A 20,211-nucleotide genomic window follows, 5' to 3' on the forward strand; every position below is an offset into this window, starting at 1 on the left:
GGGCCCGCCATCGCTCTCCGGTGTGAGAGGTCCCGATCTCGGACGCTACGAGGCGAACCGCAAACATCGCCCCAAATGGCCGCCCGTGGCGTCCCAGATGTACGGACTCACCCCTGCCTGTCCGCCTCAGCCCCTCCGGCAGCGCAGGCGATCACAGGAGATCGTGCGCGCGGGCGGCGGCGGCCGCCTGGGTACGGGTGGAGACCTCCAGCTTGGCCAGGATGTTGGAGACGTGCACGCTGACCGTCTTCTGCGCGATGAACAGCCGCCCGGCGATCTCCTTGTTGGTCAGCCCCTCGGCGACCAGCCGCAACACCTCGACCTCGCGCGCGGTGAGCCCGCCCTCGGCCTGCCCGCCGCCGAACCGGGCCCGCCTGCCGAACTCCAGCAGCGCGGCCTCCAGCGGCGCGGCCCGCAGCCGGCCGGCCGCCTCCTTGGCCAGGGACCACTCCTGCTGCGCCGCCTCCCGCTCGCCCGCCGCGAGCAGCGCCTCGGCCAGCCGCCAGCGCGCCCTGGCCACCTCGTAGACGAAGCCGAAGTCGAAGGCCGCGACCACCTCGCGCCACAGCGCGACGTCGAGCCGCCCGTGGAGGCGGTGCCAGTCGGCCTCCACGCGCAGCGCCCACGCCTGCCCCTCGGGGCCGAGGTGGCCGCCGTCGCCGGTCGGCCCTCTCGTCGCGGCGAACCGGGCGCGGGCCAGCAGGTCGTCGGCGCCCTCCGTGGTGCCCAGCTCGGCCATCGCCCACAGGCTGACGGCGGCCAGCCGCAGCGTGCCGGACTCGCCCTCGTCGAGCGTGGCCATGGCCGCGTGGGCGTGGTCGAGCGCGGCGGCCGGGTCGCCGTTCCACAGGGCGTGCTCGGCGGCCATGCCCCGCGACATGTACGTGGCCAGCGGGTCGTGCCAGAACGGGCGCAGCCACCCCAGCCGCGCCTCGACCGCGGGCAGCCCCCGCCCCACCTCGATGAACAGGGCGAAGGACGACAGGATGGCCTCCGACAACGTGCCCACCCGCGCGCCGAACCCGGCGGCCACCGCCTCCGCGGCGTCCCACTCGCCGGCGACGTAGTGGATGAGCAGGCGCAGGAAGCGCAGGTCGGTGCCGTAGGTGCTCCAGTTGAGGCCGGTGTGGACGGCCAGCTTGATGCCGTCGTCGGCGACCTCGGCGGCCTGGGCCAGCAGGCCCTGCTCGTAGAGGATGCGGGCGTGGTGGAAGCGGGCCCGCAGGTCCATCGCCAGGTCGCCGGTCTCCCGGGCGGAGGCGCTCTCGACCAGCGAGTGGGCGCGGGCGACGTCGCCCCGCAGCTCGACGTAGCTGGCCAGCGTGAGCAGCGCGCCCACCTCGGCGTCGGCGGCGCCGCAGGCGCGGGCCGTCTCCAGGGCGCGCGCGGTCAGCGGCTCGACCTCGTGGTGGCGCGGCGTCCACAGCAGCGTGCGGGCCTGCGTGGCGAGGGCACGGGCGAGGCTCGGCTCGTCTTCGGCGCTCTCCACCGCGCGCTCGGCCGCCGCGATCGCGCCGGGCGGGTCGTTGGTCTCGTAGAGGTAGTACGCCAGCCGCTCCTCGACCTCGGAGGTCGAGGGCAGCGCGCGCAGCCGGTGGATCGCCCGGTGGTTGTCGCCGCTGTCGGCCGCCGCGACGGCGCTGCGGAAGGCCAGCGCGACCCGGCTCTCGCCGGCCAGCCCGGCGGCGCCCTCGACGCGGTCCCACAGGCCGAGCGCCTGGTCGTAGTGGTTGTGCGCCTCGGCGGGCGCGCCCAGCCGCTCGGCCTCGCGGCCCGCCTGCGCCGAGGCGGCGAGCGCCCCGGCCAGGTCGTGGCTGGCGAGGTGGTGGTGGGCCAGCTCGGCGGGCGAGGTGAGCAGCCGGGCGAAGTCGGCGTGGAGCCGCGTGCGCTCGCCGGGCAGCAGGTCGGTGTAGACGGCCTCCTGCAGCAGGGCGTGGCGGAAGGCGTAGCCATGGCCGTGCACCTTGAGCAGGCCGCGCGAGACGATCTCCCTGACCGCCTCCTCGAACTCGGCCAGCGGCAGCCCCGCCACCTCGCGCAGCAGGTCGTCCTCCACCCGGCGGCCGGCCACCGCGGCGGCGCGCAGCACCCGCTGCCCGGCCTCGGACAGCACCTCGACCCGCGACAGCAGCAGGCTGGCCAGCCCGTCGGGCAGGCTGTCGCCCTCGGACATGGCGGCGAACAGCTCTTCGGCGTAGAACGGGTTGCCCTCGGCGCGCGAGACGATGAGCCCGAGCTCCTGCGCGTCGACCTGCCCCAGAGTGGTGACATAGTCCGACATTTCGCCGGATTCCAGCGGGCCGAGCTCCACGTTCGTCACCGACGGCAGCCGCTTCAGCTCGGCCAGCACCGCGCGCAGCGGATGGCGGCGGTGGAGGTCGTCGGTGCGGTAGGTGCCGGCCACGCAGACGCGCTCGCTCTGCAGCATGCGGCTGAGGAAGACCAGCAGGTCGCGGGTGGAACGGTCGGCCCAGTGGAGGTCTTCGATCACGAACAGCACCGGCTGGACGTCGGCCAGCAGCCCGAGCAGCGACCCGAACAGCCGCTGCTGGGTGAGCCCGGCCGACGGCGCCCCGCTCTCCCGGCCCGGCAGGAGCTGGCCCAGCATGGGATGGGCGGCGACGGCCTCGCGCACGCCGGGCTCGGCCCCGCGCAGCGCGTCGGCCAGCGGCAGGTAGGGCAGCGCGTCGCCCAGCTCGGCGCACTGGCCGACCATGACGTGGAAGCCCCGCTCGCGGGCCTCGGCGACCAGCTCACCGGCCAGGCGGGTCTTGCCGATCCCGGCGTCGCCGCCGACGAGCGCGACCCCGGCCGTGCCGTCGGCCGCGGCCTCCAGCACACGCACGAGCTTGGACAGCTCGGCCGAGCGCCCGACGAGAAGACCGTTCACGCCAGCAAGTGTGCCACGCGCCTGTGACATTCCATTGGTCCGCCCGGCCGCCCCGGAATTGGCCCTCATCGTGCTGCCGGGCCCCCTCTACGCTGCTCTTTCGTGATCTCCTTGACGACTTTCCTGCTCTTCACGACGGCCTCGCTCGCCCTGGTGCTCGTCCCCGGCCCCAACCACCTCTACATCGCCGCCAGGGGCCTGGCCCAGGGCAGGGCCGCCGGGCTGGCCAGCGCGCTCGGCGTGGAGACCGGGACGCTGGTGCACATCGCCGCCGCCGCGGCCGGGCTCTCGTACGTGATCTCGCGGTCGGCGACGCTCTTCGCGGTCGTCAAGTGGGCCGGCGTGGCCTACCTCGTCTACCTGGGCGTGCGCGCCTTCACCGCCAAGGAGGCGCGGGCCGGGACGCCGCCCGTGCAGCCGCTGTCCAAGGTTTTCCTCGAAGGGGTGCTGGTCAACGTGCTCAACCCCAAGGTGGCGCTGTTCTTCGTGGCCTTCCTCCCGCACTTCGTGGACCCCGGCGCCGGCTCGCCGGCGTTGCAGATCGTCGTGTTCGGCCTGACGCTGCTGCTCCTGGGGTTGGTCTCCGACGTCGTGTACGCCCTCACCGCCGGCACCCTCGGCACCCGCCTGACCAGGGGCGCCAAGGCCCTGCGGTACGTCAGCGGCGTCGTCTACCTGGGGCTCGGCGTGGCCATGGCGTTCGCCGGGAGAAAATGACCTATGGCGCCGAGGAAGCAGCAGGAGATCTTCGACGCGACGCTGTGGCTGGTCGCGGAGAAGGGCTACGACGGGCTGACCGTCGAGGGGGTCGCCGAGCGCTCGGGGGTCAACAAGACGACGATCTACCGGTGGTGGCCGTCCAAGGCGGCGTTGCTGGGGGCCGCGCTGGTCGAGTCCGGCGTGCTGGCGTTCGAGCCGCCGGACACCGGGTCGTTCCGCGGCGACCTGGTGGCGCTGGTCGAGCAGATCGGGCGGCTGCTCACCGAGCCGCCCGGCAGCGACATCGCGGTCGCGGCGCTGGCCGCCGCCGTGCGCCATCCCGAGCTCGACGCCGGCCGCTTCTTCGCCGACCGGTTCGCGCGGGAACGCGTGGTGTTCGAACGCGCGGTGCGGCGGGGTGAGCTGAGCGCATCGGCCGACCCGTTGCTGATCATGGATCTGCTGGGCGGGGCCGTGTGGATGCGCACGGTCTTCCGCGGCCTGCCGCTGCCCGGCGGCTTCGCCGAGAAGGCCGTCTCGGCCCTGCTCGACACCCTGTGAGCGGCTGCGCCCGAGGTGAGCGGTTGCACCCGAGGTGAGCGGCTGCGCCCGAGGTGAGCGGGGCCGGGCGGGTCAGCCGGCGGCGGCCAGGGCGGCCGGGATGCGGTCGAGCACCGGGTGCGGCACCAGACCGTAGGCGTAGAAGTCGACCGCCAGCGCGCCCGCCGCCTTCGCGCCCCTGGCCTTGGCCACCAGGCGGTCGGTCGAGTCGCTGTCGGGGTAGCCGGGCCGCAGCACCGCCCGCACCTCGCGGTCCTTGCCCACCGACCGCAGGTAGGCGCCCACGTCGTCGGCCACCCGCGCCGCGTCCCGCGCGTACGCCAGCACGCCGAAGGCGGGCACCAGGTCGCCCAGCGCCACCAGGTCCACGCCGAGCTGCCAGGCGTCGTGGGCGGCCAGGCCCGGCGTCGGCAGGCCGTCCCGGTAGCCCTTCACCGCTCCGGTCGAGTCGATGAAGACCAGCCTGGAGCCCTCTTCCGCGACCGCCGACGACACCTCGGAGACCAGCGTGGTGACGGTCTCCGAGCGCGCCCGCGCGTACGCCACCACCTCGGGCCCGGCGTAGGCGGTGAGCGCCGCCCTGGTCACCTCGCCCTGCGCGGCCGGGTCGCCGTCGAAGACGCCGCCCACGATCCGCGCGCACTCCTCGCGCGCCACCTCGGCGTTCACGCCCAGGTCGGTGGCCCGGCGCATGCAGTAGTCGCAGAAGCAGAGCCCGAACAGGAACGTGTCCATGGGGCCGAGCTGCACGAAGGAGCGTTGCGGCTCGACCGGCGTGAAGTGCAGCGCCTCGGCGACCACGCTCTCGACGCCCAGCCGGGCCACCGCCCTGGCCAGCGCGACGGAGTATTCGCGCACGTCGGGATGGGCCGGGCACAGGTCGACGAGCGAGCCGCGGTCGCCGAAGCAGTCGCGCACGGTCACGTCGGGGTGCTCGTTGCCGAGCGTGGCGTTGCGCAGGAAGACCGTCCAGCCGTGGAGCTTCAGGCCACGCCCGGCGCACGCCTCGCGCAGCCCGTCGAGGGCGTGGACGTGGCCGGGCACGGGGGCGAGCCGGAGCCCGTCGAACAGCTCGGCCGGCGGGGTGAAGTGCACGCCGTCGTGCCTGACGGTCAGCCGGGACAGTCCGTGCGGGGTGACGTCGCGCGCGCCGTGGTGGACGGCGCCGACCGTGACCCCGCCCACGCCGTACGCGCTGATCCTGTCGAGCACCCGCTCGACGCCCTCACCGTGCAGGTCCTCGGCGAAGACGTATACCGAACTGTCCACGTGCAGACCTTACGCGCTCTTGTGCGCGACGAAGTCGATCTCCACCAGGATGTTCATGAGCTGCGAGCCCACCGTCGTCCGCACCGGGTACGGCTGGGTGAAGTACGACTTGTACACCTCGTTGTAGGCGGCGAAGTCCTCCTTCACGTTCTGGAGGTGGACCGTCGACTTGACGACGTCGTCGAAGCCCAGGCCGTGGGCGGCGAGGATGGCCCCGAGGTTCTTCATCACCTGGTGGGTCTGGGCGGCCACGTCGTCGCCGACGATCTCGCCGGTGTGCGGGTCGAGCGGGCCCATGCCGGAGGTGAAGACGAAGTCGCCCACCACGAGCCCCTGGGAGTAGGCCCCGACCGGCGCGGCGCCCTCGGTGGTCTTGAGCTCTTTCTTCACGGAATCTCCCTAGAAATCGGTGTGAATCGTGCCGACGACACGGTAATCCCGGTCCACCAACGGCAGCACGCGCCACTTGTCGAACGCGGTGCACGGATGTGAGATCCCGAAGGCCAGCAGGTCGCCCGGCTTGAGCCCGTCGGCCCGGACGACGGTGTGCTGGTCCTGCATCTTCGTGATCGTGACGCCGCTGCGGCGCGGCACCGGCAGGCCCTCGTCGTAGGGCGCGTCGCGCTTGCCCATGCCCACGATCGCGAGGCCCGGCTCCGGCGTGGACAACACGTGCGCCCACACCTCGAGAGCCGGCCGCAGCTCGCCCTCCATCCGGTTGAACGGCGTGCGCTCCCGGTAGTAGCCGTCGTCGTGGGTGACGTACGCGCCGCTGCGCAGCAGGATCCTGGCGTGCGTGGTGACCAGCTCGCGGCCGATCACGTCGAACCACTGGCTGCCGCCGATCGTGAGGATCGGGTTGCGCACGCGGACGTGCTCGACGGCCTCCTGCAGCCCGCCCAGGTACCGCCGCACCTCGTCGGCGCTCTTCAGCGCCCCTTCGTACCCGGCGACGCCGGCCAGCTCGACGCCGGGCGTCTCCTGCGCGTACGCGGCCACCTTCAGCAGCTCGTCGAGCGTGCGGCAGCCGGCTCGTCCGCCTTCGTGCCCGAGCTCCACCAGCACCCGGAACGGCCGGGTCGAGGCGTGCCGGGCCAGGATGTCCACCCCGACCTCGGAGTCGACGAAGCTGAGGAAGTCGAAGGCGGGGTCGCGGTCGAGCTCTCCGGCGGCCCAGGTCAGCCCGGCCGTGTCGACGACCTGGTTGGCCACCATGATCCGGTCGCCGCCGTAGCCGCGGGCGATCCTGGCCTGCCGGGTCGTGGCGACCGTCAGCCCCCAGGCGCCCGCTTCGAGCTGCATCGCGGAGATCTCTGGCGACATGTGCGTCTTGACGTGCGGAGCCAGCTCCATGCCGTGGTCGCGGGCGAAGGCCGCCATCGTGGCCACGTTGTGCTCCAGCGCGTCGCGGTGCACGATCATCAGCGGAAAGCCGAGCTCGCCGTCGAGGACGGACTGCCCAAGGATCACCTGCACGACACCCCCCTTTTATCCGCGTCCGACCTTATCCCAGGCGGGATCAGCGTGATCGAAGCGCCCGTCCGGGGTTGGCCCCGGTCAGCTCGCCGCCGGTCAGCACCCGTACGCCGGAGACGAGCACGTCGTCCACGCCGTGCGCGGGGGTGCGCGGATCGGCGTACGTCGACCGGTCCGACACCGTGAGCGGGTCGAACACCACCAGGTCGGCGACGTGTCCGGGGCGTACCAGCCCGCGCCGGTCGAGCCCGAAGCGCCGGGCCGGGTGGGAGGCCAGGTGCACGACCGCCTGCTCCCACGTCCAGTCGCCCAGCTCGCGGACGTGCCGGCCGAGGAACCTGGCGAAGGCCCCGAACCCGCGCGGATGCGGATGACCGCCCACGTAGATGCCGTCGGAGCCGCCGGTGTGGGCGGGATGGCGCAGGATCCGGCGTACGGACTCCTCACCCGCCGGGCCCTCGTCGGGACGCGCGGAGACGCACCCCGCCTCCAGCCGCGTCGCCACCAGCAGATGGCGGCAGAACGCGGCGGGCGTCATGCCGGCCCGCTCCGCGGCGTCCGGCAGGGCGAGCCCTTCGGCCCATTCCAGGCCGGGCGCGTGGGAGACGGTCAGCCGGGGGTAGACCTCGCCGAGCCCCGCCCACCAGTCGTCCAGCTCGGGCGAGGCGATCATCTCCAGCGCCGCGTCGGTGTCGGCGCCCGGCACGGACGGCGGCAGCACCACCATGGCCAGGATCGTGCTGCCGCGCAGGTAGGGATAGGTGTCGAAGGTGAGGTCGACGCCGTCGTCGTGCGCCCTGCCGACCAGCGGCAGCAGCACGTCGGCCGGCCCGTGCAGGTGGGAGACGTGCACGGCCGCGCCGGAACGGCCGGCGATGTCCACGACCTCCGCCATGCCGACCCCGGCGTTCGCGCCGTAGGCCCGCATGTGGGTGACGTACGGCAGGCCGCCGAGCGGCGCGCACAGGGCGGCCAGCTCGGCGGCGTCGGCGTAACGGCCCGGCAGGTACTCCAGCCCGCTGGACAGCCCGACCGCGCCCTCGGACAGGCCGCGCTCGACCCGCTCGACCATCGCGGCCAGCTCCCCCCGCGAGGCCGGCTCCGGCGAGGGCCCGAGGACGTCGTAGCGGATCGTGCCGTGCGGCAGCAGGTAGGCCGTGTTCAGCGCCACCGCGCGGTCGTATCCGTCGAGCAGCTCGGCCACGCTCAGCGGCCCCTCGTGCAGGGCGCCGTTGACGGCGGCGAAGTAGCGGGAGGCGTAGGCGACGGTCTCCGCCGACCCCGGCGCGAAGGACAGACCATCCTGCCCCAGGACGAACGTGGTCACCCCCTGCCGCAACGCCGCGAGCTGCACGGCCGGGTCGAAGACGGCGGCGTCGCCGTGGGCATGGCAGTCGACGAAGCCCGGCGCGACGAACCGGCCGGTCGCGTCGATCACCGTACCGGCCTGCGCGCCGCCCAGCCTGCCGACCGCCGCGACCTCGTCGCCCGCGATGCCCACATCCGCCCGGTACGGCGGCGCGCCCGTGCCGTCGAGCACCCGGCCGCCGCTGATGACTACGTCGAACCTCACACCAAGATTCAATCAGAGCCGCGCGAGGACGCCGATGGGCACGTCGTCGAGCGGACGACGGGCCGCTCGGCCAGCAGGTCCCTGGCCCGCGCGCGGGCGAGGTTCCAGCCGTTCCACGGGTCGGGGCGGTCGAGCCCGTTGGCGCGGACCACGTCGGCCAGCACGCAACTGCGCTGCGGCTCGGGCAGCCGGTCGAGCGCGGGCACGGCCTCCGCGCCGAGGTCGCCCAGGTAGTCGGAGTCCATGTTGGTCACGCCGCGCACCTCGACCTGGGTCTGCGCGACCTGCAGATCGGGGTTCACCATCGCGAACGCCCCCAGGCCGAGCCCGGTGACCAGGACGATCGTGCGCGGCAGCCAGCCGGAGCCGCGGCCCGCCAGGCGTACCGCCCCGGCCAGCAGCACCAGCGCGAACAGCGCGCCCAGCCACCACACCGTCGCCTGCACCGAGATCCGCAGCCGCGACAGGCCGTAGGCGTCGGTGTAGAGACTCATCCGGTGCAGGGCCGAGGCCAGCACCACCAGGGTCAGCCCGCACAGCACGCCCAGCATGACGGCCAGCAGCCAGCGCTCGCCGCGCTCGGTCCGCAGCAGCCCACCGGCCACCGCGACGATGCCCAGCACGAACACGCTGACCACCACGAGCTGGAAGAACCCCTGCCTGGCGTACTCGGCGTAGGTCAGTCCCGCCGTCCGCAGCACCCAGCCGTCGCCGCCGAACAACACCCTGATCTGGACCGCCACGAACGCCGAGAACAGCAGGTTCACCCCGACCAGCGGCACCAGCCACACGATCCTGCTCACGCCGAACTTGTGCTCGGGACCGACCGGGTCGATCACCGGCCGCAGCGCGACCAGCACCGTCGCGGCCAGCAGCACGGCGACGAACCCGAAGACGAAGATCCGCAAGGGCACCGAGTCGGCCCAGGCCGGGGTGCTGGTCAGGCGCTCGACGTACGCGGCGAACACCGCGTCGGCCGAGGCGAACAGCAGCCCGAACACCAGCACCAGCACGGCCGTGATGCCGAGCCCCGCGAGCACCGGCAGGATCCGCCGCCTGGCGGTCAGCTTCCGCAACGGCCCGGCGAGGAACCACGGCACCGGGCCGAGCGCGAGCACCACGGACATGCCGCCCCTGATCACGCCCAGCCATCCCGCCCCCGCCCCGGACACCGCCAGCGCGCCCAGGCCGGCCCCCGCCATGAGCAGGACCGCGACCAGCCAGTCCGCGTCGCGCACGGCCGTCATGGAGATCAGCCAGTACGCCGTCATCCCGAACGCCAGCGTCCAGGGGGTCATCCTGCGCAGCACGGCCGGCAGCGCCGCCGCGCCGAGCACCATCGCGACGAGCACGATCCCCAGCCCGACCTGCGCGTCGGGCAGCGCCACGGCGGCGAACACGCCCGCGCCGGCGGCGGCCGGCAGCAGCCAGCGCGGCGGGGCCGGCAGCTCGGGCCTGGGGAAGAGCGGCGGCGGCACGTACACCTGCCCACCCCCGCCCCCGCCCCCGCCCCAAGCCGCGGCCCGCCCCGCCACCGCCCCTTGGTAGGCGGCGCCCTGGTGTGCCGCGCCGCTCTGGTGCGCCGTGCCTTGGTAGGCGGCGCCCTGGTAGGTCGCCGCCCTGCGCACCGAGCTCGCGCCCAGCGCCATGCCGAGCGCGCCGCCCAGGGCGGTCACCATGACGAGGGTGACGAGCGCGAGGCCGTCGCCGACGGTCATCGAGACCAGCACGGCCGCGAACAGACCGCCCAGGAAGCCGACGATCACCCCGAGAACCCCGCCGCCGACCATCCTGGCCAGCCCCCCACCACCCACCGCCGCTGGAACCGCACCCGCCGACGCGGGCTGCGCCGGACCGGCTCCCTGATACGCCCCACCCCCCGCAGACACCCCAGCCCCTGTCGGGATGCCGGCCTCCATGGTCGCGCCGGCCGCCGTAGGGATGCCGCCCCCTGTGGCGGCCCCTGGCCCTGTGGGGGTCCCAGCGTCTCTGGGGGTGGCGGACTCTGCGGGCACGCCGACCTCCCTGGAGGTGCCGGACGCCGCGGGCGGGCCCGGGTCCGTCGTTGCGGAAGCGGGCGGCGGCGTGTCCTCGGCCGAGGACGGGCGAGCCGCCGTTCCCGGGGCCGCCGTGATGCCCTGTCCCACCGTCATGTCCGGACCCGCCGTCGCGCCCTGGCCCGCCGTCGCGTCCTGGCCCGCCGTCGTGCCCTGGGCCGCCGTCGTGCCTTGGGCCGTCGGGGTGCTGAGGGGCGGGGTGGTGTCGGAGGGGGGCGGGGTGGGGACGGCGTGGTCGTCGCCGGGCGCGTTGGGGGCGGTGGCTGGGGGGAGGGGGTCCCTCAGGTGGTCGGTTCGGCCTCGGTTCGCCCCCGTGTCGAACGGTGTGTCCGTCATCGTCGTCCTTCCTGGTAGATCGACGACCATGCGGCACCCCGCGCAGTCGTCGATGCGGATCGACCCCCCGTGCAGCTCCACGACCTCCTTGACGATCGCCAGCCCCAGCCCCGCGCCCCCGGAGTCGGCCGCGCGCCCCGCGTCCAGCCGGGAGAACCGTTCGAACACCCGACCCCGGGCCGCCTCCGGGATGCCCGGCCCCTGGTCGGCCACCACCAGCCGAGCCCCGTCCCGCTCCGCGCCGCACGCCACCGTCACCACGCCCCCGGGAGGGCTGTGCCGTACGGCGTTGTCCAGCAGGTTCGCCAGCACCTGCGCCAGCAGGTCGGGATCGGCCCGCACGCCCAGCCCGCCGGGCACCGACGCCTCGATCGTGACGTCCTCGCGGGCCAGCGACGCCTCCCGCACGGCCTGCTCGACCAGCGGCGCCAGCGCGACGGCCTCGGGCTCGATCAGCCGGACGCCGGAGTCGAGCCTGGACAGGTCGAGGAGCTGGGCCACCAGACGGCCGAGCCGTTCGGTCTGGGCGAGCGCGGTCCTCATGGTGACCGGGTCGGGCGCGGAGACGCCGTCCACGACGTTCTCCAGCACCGCGCGCAGGCCGGTGATGGGGGTGCGCAGCTCGTGGCTGACGTTCGCGACGAGCTCGCGCCGCTGCCGGTCAACCGCCCCGAGGTCGGCGGCCATCGCGTTGAACGCCCTGGCCAGCTCGCCCACCTCGTCCCGCGAGGTGGCGCTGACCCGCAGGCCGTAGCTGCCCTTGGCGATCGTCTGGGCGGCCCTGGCCATCTGACGCAGCGGCTTGGTCATGCCCATGGCCAGCACCTGAACCATGATCAACGCGAGGATGACCGCGACCACGATCCGGACGTCCCGGGTGAACCCGGCGTTGAGCCCGACTTCGTTCACCACGAACGCGGTGCCCACCGCCAGCACGATGACGATGCCGAGCTTGACCTTGATGCGGCCGAGGAAGTCGAGCGGCCTCATTGCCGGACCAGGGCGTAACCCACGCCGTGGACGGTGCGCACCACGTCGGAGCCGAGCTTGCGGCGCAGCGCCCGGACGTGGCTGTCCACGGTCCTGGTCGCGGCGGCCTCGGAGAAGCCCCACACGTCCGACAGCAGCCGCTCGCGCTCGAAGACCTGCCCGGGGCGCTCGGCCAGCCGCCGCAGCAGGTCGAACTCGGTCCTGGTGAGCTGGGCCTCGATCCCGCCCACGAACACCCGGCGCGCGGCCGTGTCAATCTCCACCTCGCCGACCCTGATCACTGTGTCCTCGACGGCGAGCTGGGCCGCCCGCTCGACCCGGCGCAGCAGCGCGTGGATCCTGGCCACCAGCTCGCGCATGCTGAACGGCTTGGCCAGGTAGTCGTCGGCCCCCACCCCCAGCCCGACCAGCACGTCGGTCTCCTCGCCGAGCGCCGTCAGCATGAGGACGGGCACCGGCCGCGCCGCCTGCATCCTGCGGCACACCTCAAGCCCGTCCAGACCGGGCAACAGCCGGTCGAGGATCACCAGATCGGGCTCCGCCTTCCCGTACTGGACGAGGGCGTCCTGCCCGTCGCCCGCCACCCGGACGTCGAAACCCTCGGCGGCCAGCCTGTTCCGCACGGCCAGGGCGATCGTCACATCGTCCTCGACCACGAGGACGCGCCGCTGCTCTGCCACGCACGAAAGCCTAGAAGTGCGCTGTGCAGACGACACTCCATAATTTGTGCACATCTGGTGCAGACTTGCCGCGTGAACACCGCTGGCTACCTCAGCCGTCTGGGCCTGTCCCACCTGATAGACGCCCCCGCGAGCGCCGAGGGCCTGCGCGCGCTGCACGTCGCGCACGTCGAGAAGGTCGCCTACGAGGCGCTGGAGATCTGGCTCGGCCGCCCCACCTCCCTCGATCCCGTCGAGTCCGCCGAGCGCATCATCAGGGGCCGCGGCGGCTACTGCTACCACCTGAACGGCGCCTTCTCCGAGCTGATCAGGAGCCTCGGCTACGACGTCACGAGGCACGTCGGCGGCGTGCAGAACCCCGGCAGCGAGCCCGGCGTCACCGGCAACCACCTCGTGCTGACCGTGCGCGGCCTGCCGAGCCACGACAACCCGGGCGGCGAGTGGCTGGCCGACCTCGGCCTCGGGGACGGCGTGCACGAGCCGCTGCCGCTGGTCGCGGGCGCGTACCGGCAGGGGCCGTTCACGTACGTCCTGCGGCCGTCGCAGGTCGCGCCCGGCGGATGGCGGTTCGACCATGACCCGAGCGGTTCGTTCGTAGGGATGGATTTCGAGCGGACCCCAACAGAGATGTCCGCCTTCGCTGATATGCACAACCATTTGTCGACGTCGCCGTCGTCGGGGTTCGTGCGCACCGCCGTCGTGCAGAGGCGCGACGCCTCGGGCGTGGACACGCTGCGCGGGCTCGTCCTGACCCGCGTCGGCGCTGGCAGCCACTCGATCACCCTGGACACGGCGCGCGATTACTTCGCGGCGCTGGCCGACGTGTTCTCGCTGACCTTCGACGACCTGACCGACCAGGACGCGGAGCGGCTCTGGAGCAGGCTGCACGACGCCCACGAGGCGTGGCTGACCGGCCGGACCGCGTGATGGCCGGGCGGGCCGGGCGAGCGCTATCGTGCACTCGACATGGCTGAGACCAGGAAGCTGGCCGGGCGCTACCGGCTGCTCAACCCCCTGGGCGCGGGGTCCGTACGGCTGGCCTTCGACGAGACGGAACACCGCGACGTCGCGGTCAGGGAGCTGCGCATCCCGCCCGAGCTGCGCGAGTCCGCGCTGCACGAGGCGCGCCGGGCCGCGGGGCTGCGGCACGCCTCGATCGCCCGGGTGCTCGGCGTGCTGGTCGAGGACCGGGTGCCCTGGCTGGTCATGGAGTTCGTCTCGGGGGTGTCGCTGGAGCAGGCCGTACGCGCCCGGCAGCCGCTGCCCGTCGTCCAGGTGGCCAGGATGGGCGTCTGCGTGTTGTCGGCGCTGTCCGTGGCGCACGCGGCCGGGATCGTCCATGGGCAGGTCAGCCCCGGGAACGTGCTGCTGACCAGCACCGGGAGGGCGGTGCTCACCGGGTTCGGGGTGCCGAGCCTCAGCATGCGGCCCTCGGCCGACCTGTGGTCGCTGGCGGCCACGCTGCACTTCGCCGTCGAGGGCCGTCCGCCCGGCCAGGTGCCCGCCGAGGGCGCCGACCCGCTGCGGTCGCTGATCCGCGCCATGCTGCATCCCGCCGGGTCGCCGCCGGTGGAGGTGGTCCGCGAGACGCTGGAGCGGCTGGCTCTCGACCAGCCGCTCGACCAGGTCGTCCGCGCCCTTGGACCGCTCCCGCCCGCCGAGGTGGCCGAGATCGGGCTCGCCCTGCTCGACCAGCTCCAGGCCATGGGCGGCCGGCACGGGGCGGTGCAGCCGAGCGGCGTGCTCATCTCCGACCAGGGGCGGGCCACGCTGGTCGCGCCGCTGCGGTCGGGCACCGTCCCGGCGTACACGGCTCCGGAGGGGGTGGCGAGCCCGACCGCCGACCTGTGGTCGCTGGGCGCCACCCTGTTCATGGCCGTGGAGGGGGTGCCGCCCGCGCCGGGGGCGTCGCTGGCGCGGGCCGGGGCGCTGGCTCCCGTCCTGGTGCGCCTCCTGTCGGGCAATCCGGCCGACCGTCCCGCCCCCGAAGTCCTCCGGCACGAGCTGCGGGCGGTCATGGGCCCGCGCCGGTGACCGGCGCGCCCGTCCTGCCGCGCCTCGCCGGCGCCGGCGCCCCCACGCGGAACGCCGGCCGGTGGTGGCCGGTCGTGCCCGCGGCCGTCGCCGCGGCGGCCGGGTTCTGGGGGCTGTCGGTGCCGTCGTTGTGGCGGGACGAGTCGGTCAGCGCGCTGGTCGCGCGCATGCCGTTCGGCGAGCTGCGCCGTTTCCTCGCCGACCTCGACGCCGTCCACGCCCTCTACTACCTGCTCCTACGGCCCTTCGCCGCGCTTCCCTGGCCGCCGGAGATCGCCGTCCGCCTGCCCTCGGTGCTCGCCTTCACGGCCGCCGCGCTCGGGGTCGCGGCCCTGGGCCGCCGCCTGGCCGGCACCCCCGCCGGCCTGTACGCCGGTCTGCTGTACGCCCTCACCCCCATCGCCGCCCGGTACGCCCAGGAGGCCCGCTCGTACGCCCTGGTGAGCGCGGTCGCCGTGCTGTCCACGTGGCTCCTGGTCAAGCTGCTCGACCGTCCCGGCGCGGGGGTCTGCGCGGCCTACGGCGCGAGCGTGGCCCTGCTCGGCTGGCTGCACCTGTACGCCCTGCTGCTCGTCCCCGCCCACCTGCTCACCGCCTGGCTGCCCGCCCTCCGCCGCCCGCTCACCGCGAACCCGATACCCGCCGTCGTGCGTTCGGCGGTCGCGGTCGGCGCGGCGGGGGCGGCGCTCGTGCCGCTGCTCGTCCTGGCCGCCGGTCAGCGGGACGCCCAGGTGTTCTGGCTCAGGACCCCCGGCTGGGCCGAGCTGGCCGCCTTCCCCGGCGAGGTCGCGGGGGCGGGCGCGGTCGTGCTGTTCGCCGCCGCTGTGTGGGGAGCCGTACGCGCCCCGGCCGTGGCGGTGTGGGCGGTGCTGCCGGTGGCGCTGTCGTTCACGATCTCCCAGGTCCAGCCCGTCTACCATCCGCGTTACGTGCTCTTCGCGGTGCCGCTGCTGGCGTTGCTCGCCGGGATCGGCCTGGCCGGGGTGCGGTGGCGGGCCGTGCCGGTCGCCGTCCTGGCGTTGTTCGCCGTGCTCGTGTTCCCCGCGCAGGCGGCGATGAGGCAGCCCGCCGCCCGTCCCGACGACCTGCGTACGCTGGCCGCCACGCTGGCCGCGGAGGAACGTCCGGGCGACCGGGTGTTGTTCGTGCCGCAGCGCTTCCGGCTGTTCGTGGCCGTGTACGGCGCCCCGTACGAGCGCCTGACGGACCTCACCCGCGCGCCCGGCGCGCCCGGCCCGCGCACGGCCGCCGAACTGGACGCGGCCCTGAAGGGCGTGGACCGGGTCTGGCTCATCTCCCCCAGGATCGGGACGAAGTACGCCGACGACGAGCGCTACCGCACCCTCAAAAGAACGCTCGTCCCAGGACAGACCCGCACCTACGGCTCGATCCACCTCACCCTCTGGTCCCGCAACAATTGAGATACATCGCGTCATGGAACCTCAGGCACGGGTCCACTCGTTGGACGGGCGACGCAGAATGTGGGAGAGGCGGGGCGCGGGCTCCGCGTTCGGAGGAAGCCAGGGATGTCGCCAGTTCAGAAGTACGTCATCGGCGCAGGCGCCGCGGTTCTGCTCTCGCTGATCTTCTTGCCGGGCTGGATCACCCTGCTGGTGGTGCTCGGCGCGGTCGCGGCGCCGGTGGTCGGCTACCTCATGCTCGACCCGTCGCAGCGCGAGCGGCTCAAGCGGGCCCGCAGGCGCGGGATCGGCGGCTGAGGCCCGCGGGCCGCGGCGGGGGTCGTCAGGCCCTCGCCGCGCTCAGCTCCGACCGCACCCGGCTGTGCACCCTGCGCTCCACGTAGAACGACAGGAACGGGACCGTGCCGCCGAGCATGACCCCGAGCATGTACGGCCAGCTCCAGCGCGCCTTCATGCCCAGATTCATGACGGTGATGAGGTAGATCATGTAGAGGCCGCCGTGGATGGGCGCGACGATCTTCGACAGCTCGGCGGCGCCGAAGCCGTAGCGCAGCACCATCGCGACGCACAGGATGAGCAGCATGACGCCGACCACGTAGGCGAGCACCCGGAAGGGCTTGAGAGCCGATTCCACCGTTAACCTTCCAGAACCATCTCGGGGGACTTGTCGCGGTCCCGATCCGCCCGTACGGCGTCGCGTACGAAGTGGAACCACATGAAGACGGCGAATCCAGCGAAGATCCACCAGTTTGCGGCATAAGCCAGGTTACGCCAGGTCAGCGTGCCGCCGACCTCCGGCGGCCGGATCTTCACCTGCGTGAGCGAGCCGGACGGCGGCTGCGCCACCATGAAGCCGGTCCGCAGCTTCTGACCGGCCCACAGGTTGATCAGCTCGCCGGTGGACACGGTCTGCACCTGCCCCGGAGGCAGCCCCTCGGCTCGCCGCTGGACGCTGTCGGTGCCCTGCTGGCCCCGCAGCCGCCCGTGCACCGTGACCCGGCCCTGCGGCACGGCGGCGACGCCCGGATCGTCCGCGCCGGCCGCCCAGCCGCGCACGACCGGCATCAGCGTGCCGTCGTCGAGCCTGATCGGGGTGAGCACCCAGTAGCCGTGGCCGCGTGAGACGTTGCCGCCGGGCGCGTCGACGTCGGGCCGCCGGTCGGCGACCAGGAGCTGCCGGGCGGCCTCGTACGTGCCCTCGGCGGCGACCCTGCGGCCGACGGCCTCGCCGTCCATCTGCCCGCCCACCTGGGCCAGCGTGGCGACCCCCACGGGGGCCGGATCGACGGCCGCGTGCGGCTTGCCGGAGTCCTGGAACACGCCGAGCTGCCAGCGGCCGAGCAGGATGAAGGCGACGAGGACCCCGATCGTCAGCAGATGCAGCCCCACGACGCGGGGTGAGAGCAGGGTCCGGAGCATGCCTCAAAGCTATCCGCCGGGTGGAGTGGTCCCCTCATCAGCCCATGCCTATAGGTAGTGGCAAAGGGGTGCAAATGGACCATGTCATGGCGCTAGGCTGCTGGCCATGTCTGACCAGCATATCGATCCCGCGGGCAACACCCAGCAGTTCCGCGCCTTCGCACAGCGCCAGGAGCAGGAGGCCGCGGCGGCCCCCAAGAAGTCGCCGCTGGTGCCGATCCTCGCGGTCGCCGTGGCCGTCGTGATCATCGGCGTCGCCGCCTTCCTGCTGCTCCGCTAACACCCAACCGCATACGGTCACCCCACCCGCCCCGACGCCGTGGCGGGTCTTTGCCGTTTCCGCACATGCTGGACATACCGGCCAGTCGGTTTGGCGGGCTCATATCTGGACACCCCCTGGACCGGCAGCCAGCGGCTGACTACATTGGACGACATGTCCAATACACCGGACATCGAGCCGGTCAGGAGGTTCAGTGGCTGAGCCAGGAGTGGTGATCATCGGCACCGGCTTCGCCGGGATCGGCATGGCGATCAAGCTCAAGGAGGCGGGCTACCACGACTTCGTGATCCTGGAGAAGGCCGCCGACCTGGGTGGCACCTGGCGGGACAACACCTACCCCGGGTGCGCGTGCGACGTGCCGTCGCACATGTACTCCTACTCGTACGAGCTCAACCCCGGCTGGACGCGGATGTTCGCCCCGCAGGCCGAGATCCGGGACTACGTACGCACGTGCGCGGACAAGTACGGAGTGACCCCCCACATCCGCTACAACAAGCACGTCACGTCCCTGGAGTACGACGACGACCGCCGGAACTGGACGGTCACCACGGACGACGGCGCAACCATGCGGACGAACGCCATCGTTTCCGGCATCGGCGCCCTCCATATCCCGAAATTTCCGGAAATTGTGGGGAGGGAATCCTTCGCCGGCCCCTCCTTCCACTCCGCCGAATGGGACCACTCGGTCGACCTCACCGGCAAGCGCGTCGCCGTCGTCGGCACCGGCGCCTCCGCCGTCCAGTTCGTCCCCCAGCTCGCCCCCCGGGTGCGCGAGCTGACCGTCTTCCAGCGCACGCCGCCGTGGATCCATCCCAAGCCCGACTTCGCCTTCTCCCCCGCCGCCCGGCGCGTCCTGGCCCTGCCGGGCATGGCGCGGGCCCTGCGCGCGGCCGTCTACTGGGCGCTGGAGAGCCGGGCGCTCGGCTTCGCGGTGCACCCGCGCCTGATGAAGGCACACGAGGCGCTGGCGCTCAGGCATCTGGCGGCGCAGGTGCCCGATCCCGGCCTGCGCCGCAGGCTGACGCCCGACTACACGATCGGCTGCAAGCGCGTGCTGATCTCCAGCGACTACTACCCGGCCCTGACCAGGCCGGACGTCACCCTCGTCACCGACGGCATCGCCGAGATCCGGCCCCGCTCGATCGTGACCGAGACCGGCGAGGAACACCCGGCCGACGTGATCGTCTACGGCACCGGCTTCAAGGTCGTCGAGGCCCTCCACGAGCAGCGCATCACCGGCCGGAACGGCCTGAAGATCCAGGACGCCTGGCAGAACGGCATAGAGGCCTACCACGGCATCACCACCGCGGGCTTCCCGAACCTGTTCTTCCTGCTCGGCCCGAACACCGGCCTCGGGCACAACTCGGTCGTCTTCATGATCGAGTCGCAGGTCCGCTACGTCATCGAGTGCCTGCGCCTGATCTCCAGGACCCAGGCCAGGGCGCTGGACGTCAGGAAGGACGCCCAGGACGCCTTCAACCGCCGGCTGCGCGCGCGCCTGGACCCGCTCGTGTGGAACGCGGGCGGCTGCCGCTCCTGGTATCTGGACGAGCACGGAGTGAACCGGACGATCTGGCCGGGCTTCACCTTCGAGTACTGGGCCCGTACGCGGAAGGTGCGGCCGGAGGCGTACGAGCTCATCTACTGAGGACTCATGCGGCCCAGCGCCTTGAGCTGGACGGGGGTGAGCGCGGAGACGTTCTGGTCCACCGGCGCGTCGGCGTACTGGTGGATGGTCCAGGTCTTCCAGTCGGCGGGGGCGGTCACCTGGCCGGGGCCCTTGCCGTAGCGGGCCACCCACAGCGGGTACCGCTGGAGGCCGTGGCCGTACTCGTCGGCGAAGTTCCAGCCGCTGTAGAACAGCGGCGTGACGCCGGTCCTGGCCTGGACGTGCGCCAGCCACTTCTTGGCCCAGGCGTTCACCTCGGTCACGGACCGGCCGTCGGCGCTCTCCAGGTCGAGCGCGAGCAGGTCGCCCTTGGCGGCCGGCTGCCGGCCGACCACGGACAGGAAGTGGTCGGCCTCGGCGATCGGGTCGTTCGACGGGTGCCCGTAGTGGTAGGCGCCCCGCACCTTGCCCTTCCCGCCCAGGTCGGCCCAGTGGCGGGCGAAGGAGGCGTCCACGCGGGTGACGCCCTCGGTGGCCTTGACGATGCCGAACGCGGCGCCGCTGGCGGCCCAGTCGTGGTCCGGCTGGTAGTTGGAGACGTCCTGGCCGTAGGTGAGGCCGTCGGCGTGGGCGGGGGCGGACGTCAGGCCGAGGCCCGACACGGCGGCGGTGACGGCCAGCAGGGCGCTCGCGTACAGCTTCTTGACGTTCGGCTTCACGGGGTTCCTCCTGAGGGCAGGCGGCAGCCGCCCACGGGTGTCTGTCGGGATGCCGCGACGGCGGCTGATGGGCTGCGGCAGGCGGTTCCGCCCGGCGGCATGGCGCGTCGCGATGCCGTTACAACCCCGTGACCTGGGCAAACATTCCCTCATGCCGGAGTCAAGCCGAGACTCCCGGCGAGGGCGGCGGCCCGCGGG

The 20,211-nt window shown here is 73.2% G+C and carries 18 protein-coding genes; 8 read left to right on the forward strand and 10 right to left on the reverse strand.

Annotated features, from left to right (window positions below; genetic code table 11):
- Positions 1-151: 151 nt before the first annotated feature.
- Entirely contained in the window at positions 152-2,890 is a 2,739-nt protein-coding gene (locus tag ACFYYW_RS08475; RefSeq protein ID WP_387646522.1) for an AAA family ATPase, read from the reverse strand.
- Positions 2,891-2,992: 102 nt separating this feature from the next.
- On the opposite strand from ACFYYW_RS08475, the gene ACFYYW_RS08480 reads away from it, so the two are divergent.
- The gene (locus tag ACFYYW_RS08480; RefSeq protein ID WP_387646525.1) at positions 2,993-3,607 is read left to right on the forward strand and encodes a LysE family translocator; all 615 of its coding nucleotides are present in this window, start codon (positions 2,993-2,995) and stop codon (positions 3,605-3,607) included.
- 3 nt (positions 3,608-3,610) lie between these two features.
- Positions 3,611-4,150 carry a TetR/AcrR family transcriptional regulator gene (locus ACFYYW_RS08485; RefSeq protein WP_387646527.1) on the forward strand — a complete coding sequence of 180 codons (540 nt, stop codon included), beginning with the start codon at positions 3,611-3,613 and terminating at the stop codon, positions 4,148-4,150.
- A gap of 72 nt (positions 4,151-4,222) precedes the next feature.
- Here ACFYYW_RS08485 and ACFYYW_RS08490 read toward each other — a convergent pair whose 3' ends face one another.
- Genes ACFYYW_RS08490 through ACFYYW_RS08515 form a run of 6 tightly spaced genes read right to left on the reverse strand, consistent with a single transcriptional unit; the run spans position 4,223 to position 12,531 of the window.
- Complete coding sequence (locus ACFYYW_RS08490; RefSeq protein ID WP_352322635.1) at positions 4,223-5,419, reverse strand: hypothetical protein; 1,197 nt, start codon at positions 5,417-5,419, stop codon at positions 4,223-4,225.
- Positions 5,420-5,428: 9 nt separating this feature from the next.
- A complete protein-coding gene (locus ACFYYW_RS08495) occupies positions 5,429-5,809 on the reverse strand; it encodes a Rid family detoxifying hydrolase (protein ID WP_352349473.1) in 381 nt (126 codons plus the stop codon).
- A 9-nt stretch (positions 5,810-5,818) separates the two neighbouring features.
- Positions 5,819-6,895, reverse strand: coding sequence for an alanine racemase (locus ACFYYW_RS08500; protein WP_387646529.1), 1,077 nt, complete (start codon positions 6,893-6,895; stop codon positions 5,819-5,821).
- Positions 6,896-6,938: 43 nt separating this feature from the next.
- On the reverse strand, positions 6,939-8,468 hold the full coding sequence (locus ACFYYW_RS08505) for an amidohydrolase family protein (RefSeq protein ID WP_387646532.1): 1,530 nt from the start codon (positions 8,466-8,468) through the stop codon (positions 6,939-6,941).
- An 8-nt stretch (positions 8,469-8,476) separates the two neighbouring features.
- Positions 8,477-11,851: a DUF4153 domain-containing protein gene (locus ACFYYW_RS08510; protein ID WP_387646534.1), complete on the reverse strand. Its 3,375-nt coding sequence runs from the start codon at positions 11,849-11,851 to the stop codon at positions 8,477-8,479.
- Positions 11,848-12,531 (reverse strand): response regulator transcription factor, encoded by a 684-nt coding sequence (locus ACFYYW_RS08515; RefSeq protein WP_387646537.1) that lies wholly within the window; start codon positions 12,529-12,531, stop codon positions 11,848-11,850. The genes ACFYYW_RS08510 and ACFYYW_RS08515 overlap by 4 nt, the downstream gene beginning before the upstream one ends.
- 72 nt (positions 12,532-12,603) lie before the next feature.
- Here ACFYYW_RS08515 and ACFYYW_RS08520 point away from each other — a divergent pair, with 72 nt between their 5' ends.
- The 4 genes from ACFYYW_RS08520 (at position 12,604) to ACFYYW_RS08535 (ending at position 16,283) form a co-directional block, all read left to right on the forward strand.
- Complete coding sequence (locus ACFYYW_RS08520) at positions 12,604-13,458, forward strand: arylamine N-acetyltransferase (RefSeq protein ID WP_387646539.1); 855 nt, start codon at positions 12,604-12,606, stop codon at positions 13,456-13,458.
- A gap of 39 nt (positions 13,459-13,497) precedes the next feature.
- A complete protein-coding gene (locus ACFYYW_RS08525) occupies positions 13,498-14,565 on the forward strand; it encodes a protein kinase (RefSeq protein WP_387646541.1) in 1,068 nt (355 codons plus the stop codon).
- Positions 14,562-15,986, forward strand: a complete 1,425-nt coding sequence (locus ACFYYW_RS08530; protein WP_387646543.1) for a glycosyltransferase family 39 protein — start codon at positions 14,562-14,564, stop codon at positions 15,984-15,986. The genes ACFYYW_RS08525 and ACFYYW_RS08530 overlap by 4 nt, the downstream gene beginning before the upstream one ends.
- A gap of 105 nt (positions 15,987-16,091) precedes the next feature.
- The gene (locus tag ACFYYW_RS08535) at positions 16,092-16,283 is read left to right on the forward strand and encodes a hypothetical protein (RefSeq protein WP_352322643.1); all 192 of its coding nucleotides are present in this window, start codon (positions 16,092-16,094) and stop codon (positions 16,281-16,283) included.
- 25 nt (positions 16,284-16,308) lie between these two features.
- On the opposite strand, the gene ACFYYW_RS08540 is transcribed toward ACFYYW_RS08535, so the two are convergent.
- Both ACFYYW_RS08540 and ACFYYW_RS08545 read right to left on the reverse strand, forming a co-directional pair.
- Positions 16,309-16,620: a DUF3817 domain-containing protein gene (locus ACFYYW_RS08540; protein WP_352322644.1), complete on the reverse strand. Its 312-nt coding sequence runs from the start codon at positions 16,618-16,620 to the stop codon at positions 16,309-16,311.
- A 2-nt stretch (positions 16,621-16,622) separates the two neighbouring features.
- Positions 16,623-17,405 carry an SURF1 family protein gene (locus tag ACFYYW_RS08545; protein WP_352322645.1) on the reverse strand — a complete coding sequence of 261 codons (783 nt, stop codon included), beginning with the start codon at positions 17,403-17,405 and terminating at the stop codon, positions 16,623-16,625.
- Between the two features lie 106 nt (positions 17,406-17,511).
- On the opposite strand from ACFYYW_RS08545, the gene ACFYYW_RS08550 reads away from it, so the two are divergent.
- Both ACFYYW_RS08550 and ACFYYW_RS08555 read left to right on the forward strand, forming a co-directional pair.
- Complete coding sequence (locus ACFYYW_RS08550) at positions 17,512-17,685, forward strand: hypothetical protein (protein WP_352322646.1); 174 nt, start codon at positions 17,512-17,514, stop codon at positions 17,683-17,685.
- Between the two features lie 193 nt (positions 17,686-17,878).
- Positions 17,879-19,333, forward strand: coding sequence for a flavin-containing monooxygenase (locus tag ACFYYW_RS08555; protein WP_387646548.1), 1,455 nt, complete (start codon positions 17,879-17,881; stop codon positions 19,331-19,333).
- Here the strand turns inward: ACFYYW_RS08555 and ACFYYW_RS08560 are convergent.
- Positions 19,327-20,013, reverse strand: a complete 687-nt coding sequence (locus ACFYYW_RS08560; protein WP_387646551.1) for a glycoside hydrolase family 25 protein — start codon at positions 20,011-20,013, stop codon at positions 19,327-19,329. The two genes, ACFYYW_RS08555 and ACFYYW_RS08560, sit on opposite strands and share 7 nt — an antisense overlap.
- Positions 20,014-20,211 lie beyond the last annotated feature (198 nt).

The sequence above is a fragment of the Nonomuraea sp. NPDC001831 genome (assembly GCF_042892035.1).
Classification (GTDB): Bacteria; Actinomycetota; Actinomycetes; order Streptosporangiales; family Streptosporangiaceae; genus Nonomuraea.

Coding starts and splice junctions, on each gene's coding strand:
- ACFYYW_RS08485 (WP_387646527.1), top strand. CDS start 3,611: ATGGCGCCGAGGAAGCAGCAGGAGATCTTCGACGCGACGCTGTGGCTG.
- ACFYYW_RS08545 (WP_352322645.1), bottom strand. CDS start 17,405: ATGCTCCGGACCCTGCTCTCACCCCGCGTCGTGGGGCTGCATCTGCTG.
- ACFYYW_RS08535 (WP_352322643.1), top strand. CDS start 16,092: ATGTCGCCAGTTCAGAAGTACGTCATCGGCGCAGGCGCCGCGGTTCTG.
- ACFYYW_RS08525 (WP_387646541.1), top strand. CDS start 13,498: ATGGCTGAGACCAGGAAGCTGGCCGGGCGCTACCGGCTGCTCAACCCC.
- ACFYYW_RS08550 (WP_352322646.1), top strand. CDS start 17,512: ATGTCTGACCAGCATATCGATCCCGCGGGCAACACCCAGCAGTTCCGC.
- ACFYYW_RS08510 (WP_387646534.1), bottom strand. CDS start 11,851: ATGAGGCCGCTCGACTTCCTCGGCCGCATCAAGGTCAAGCTCGGCATC.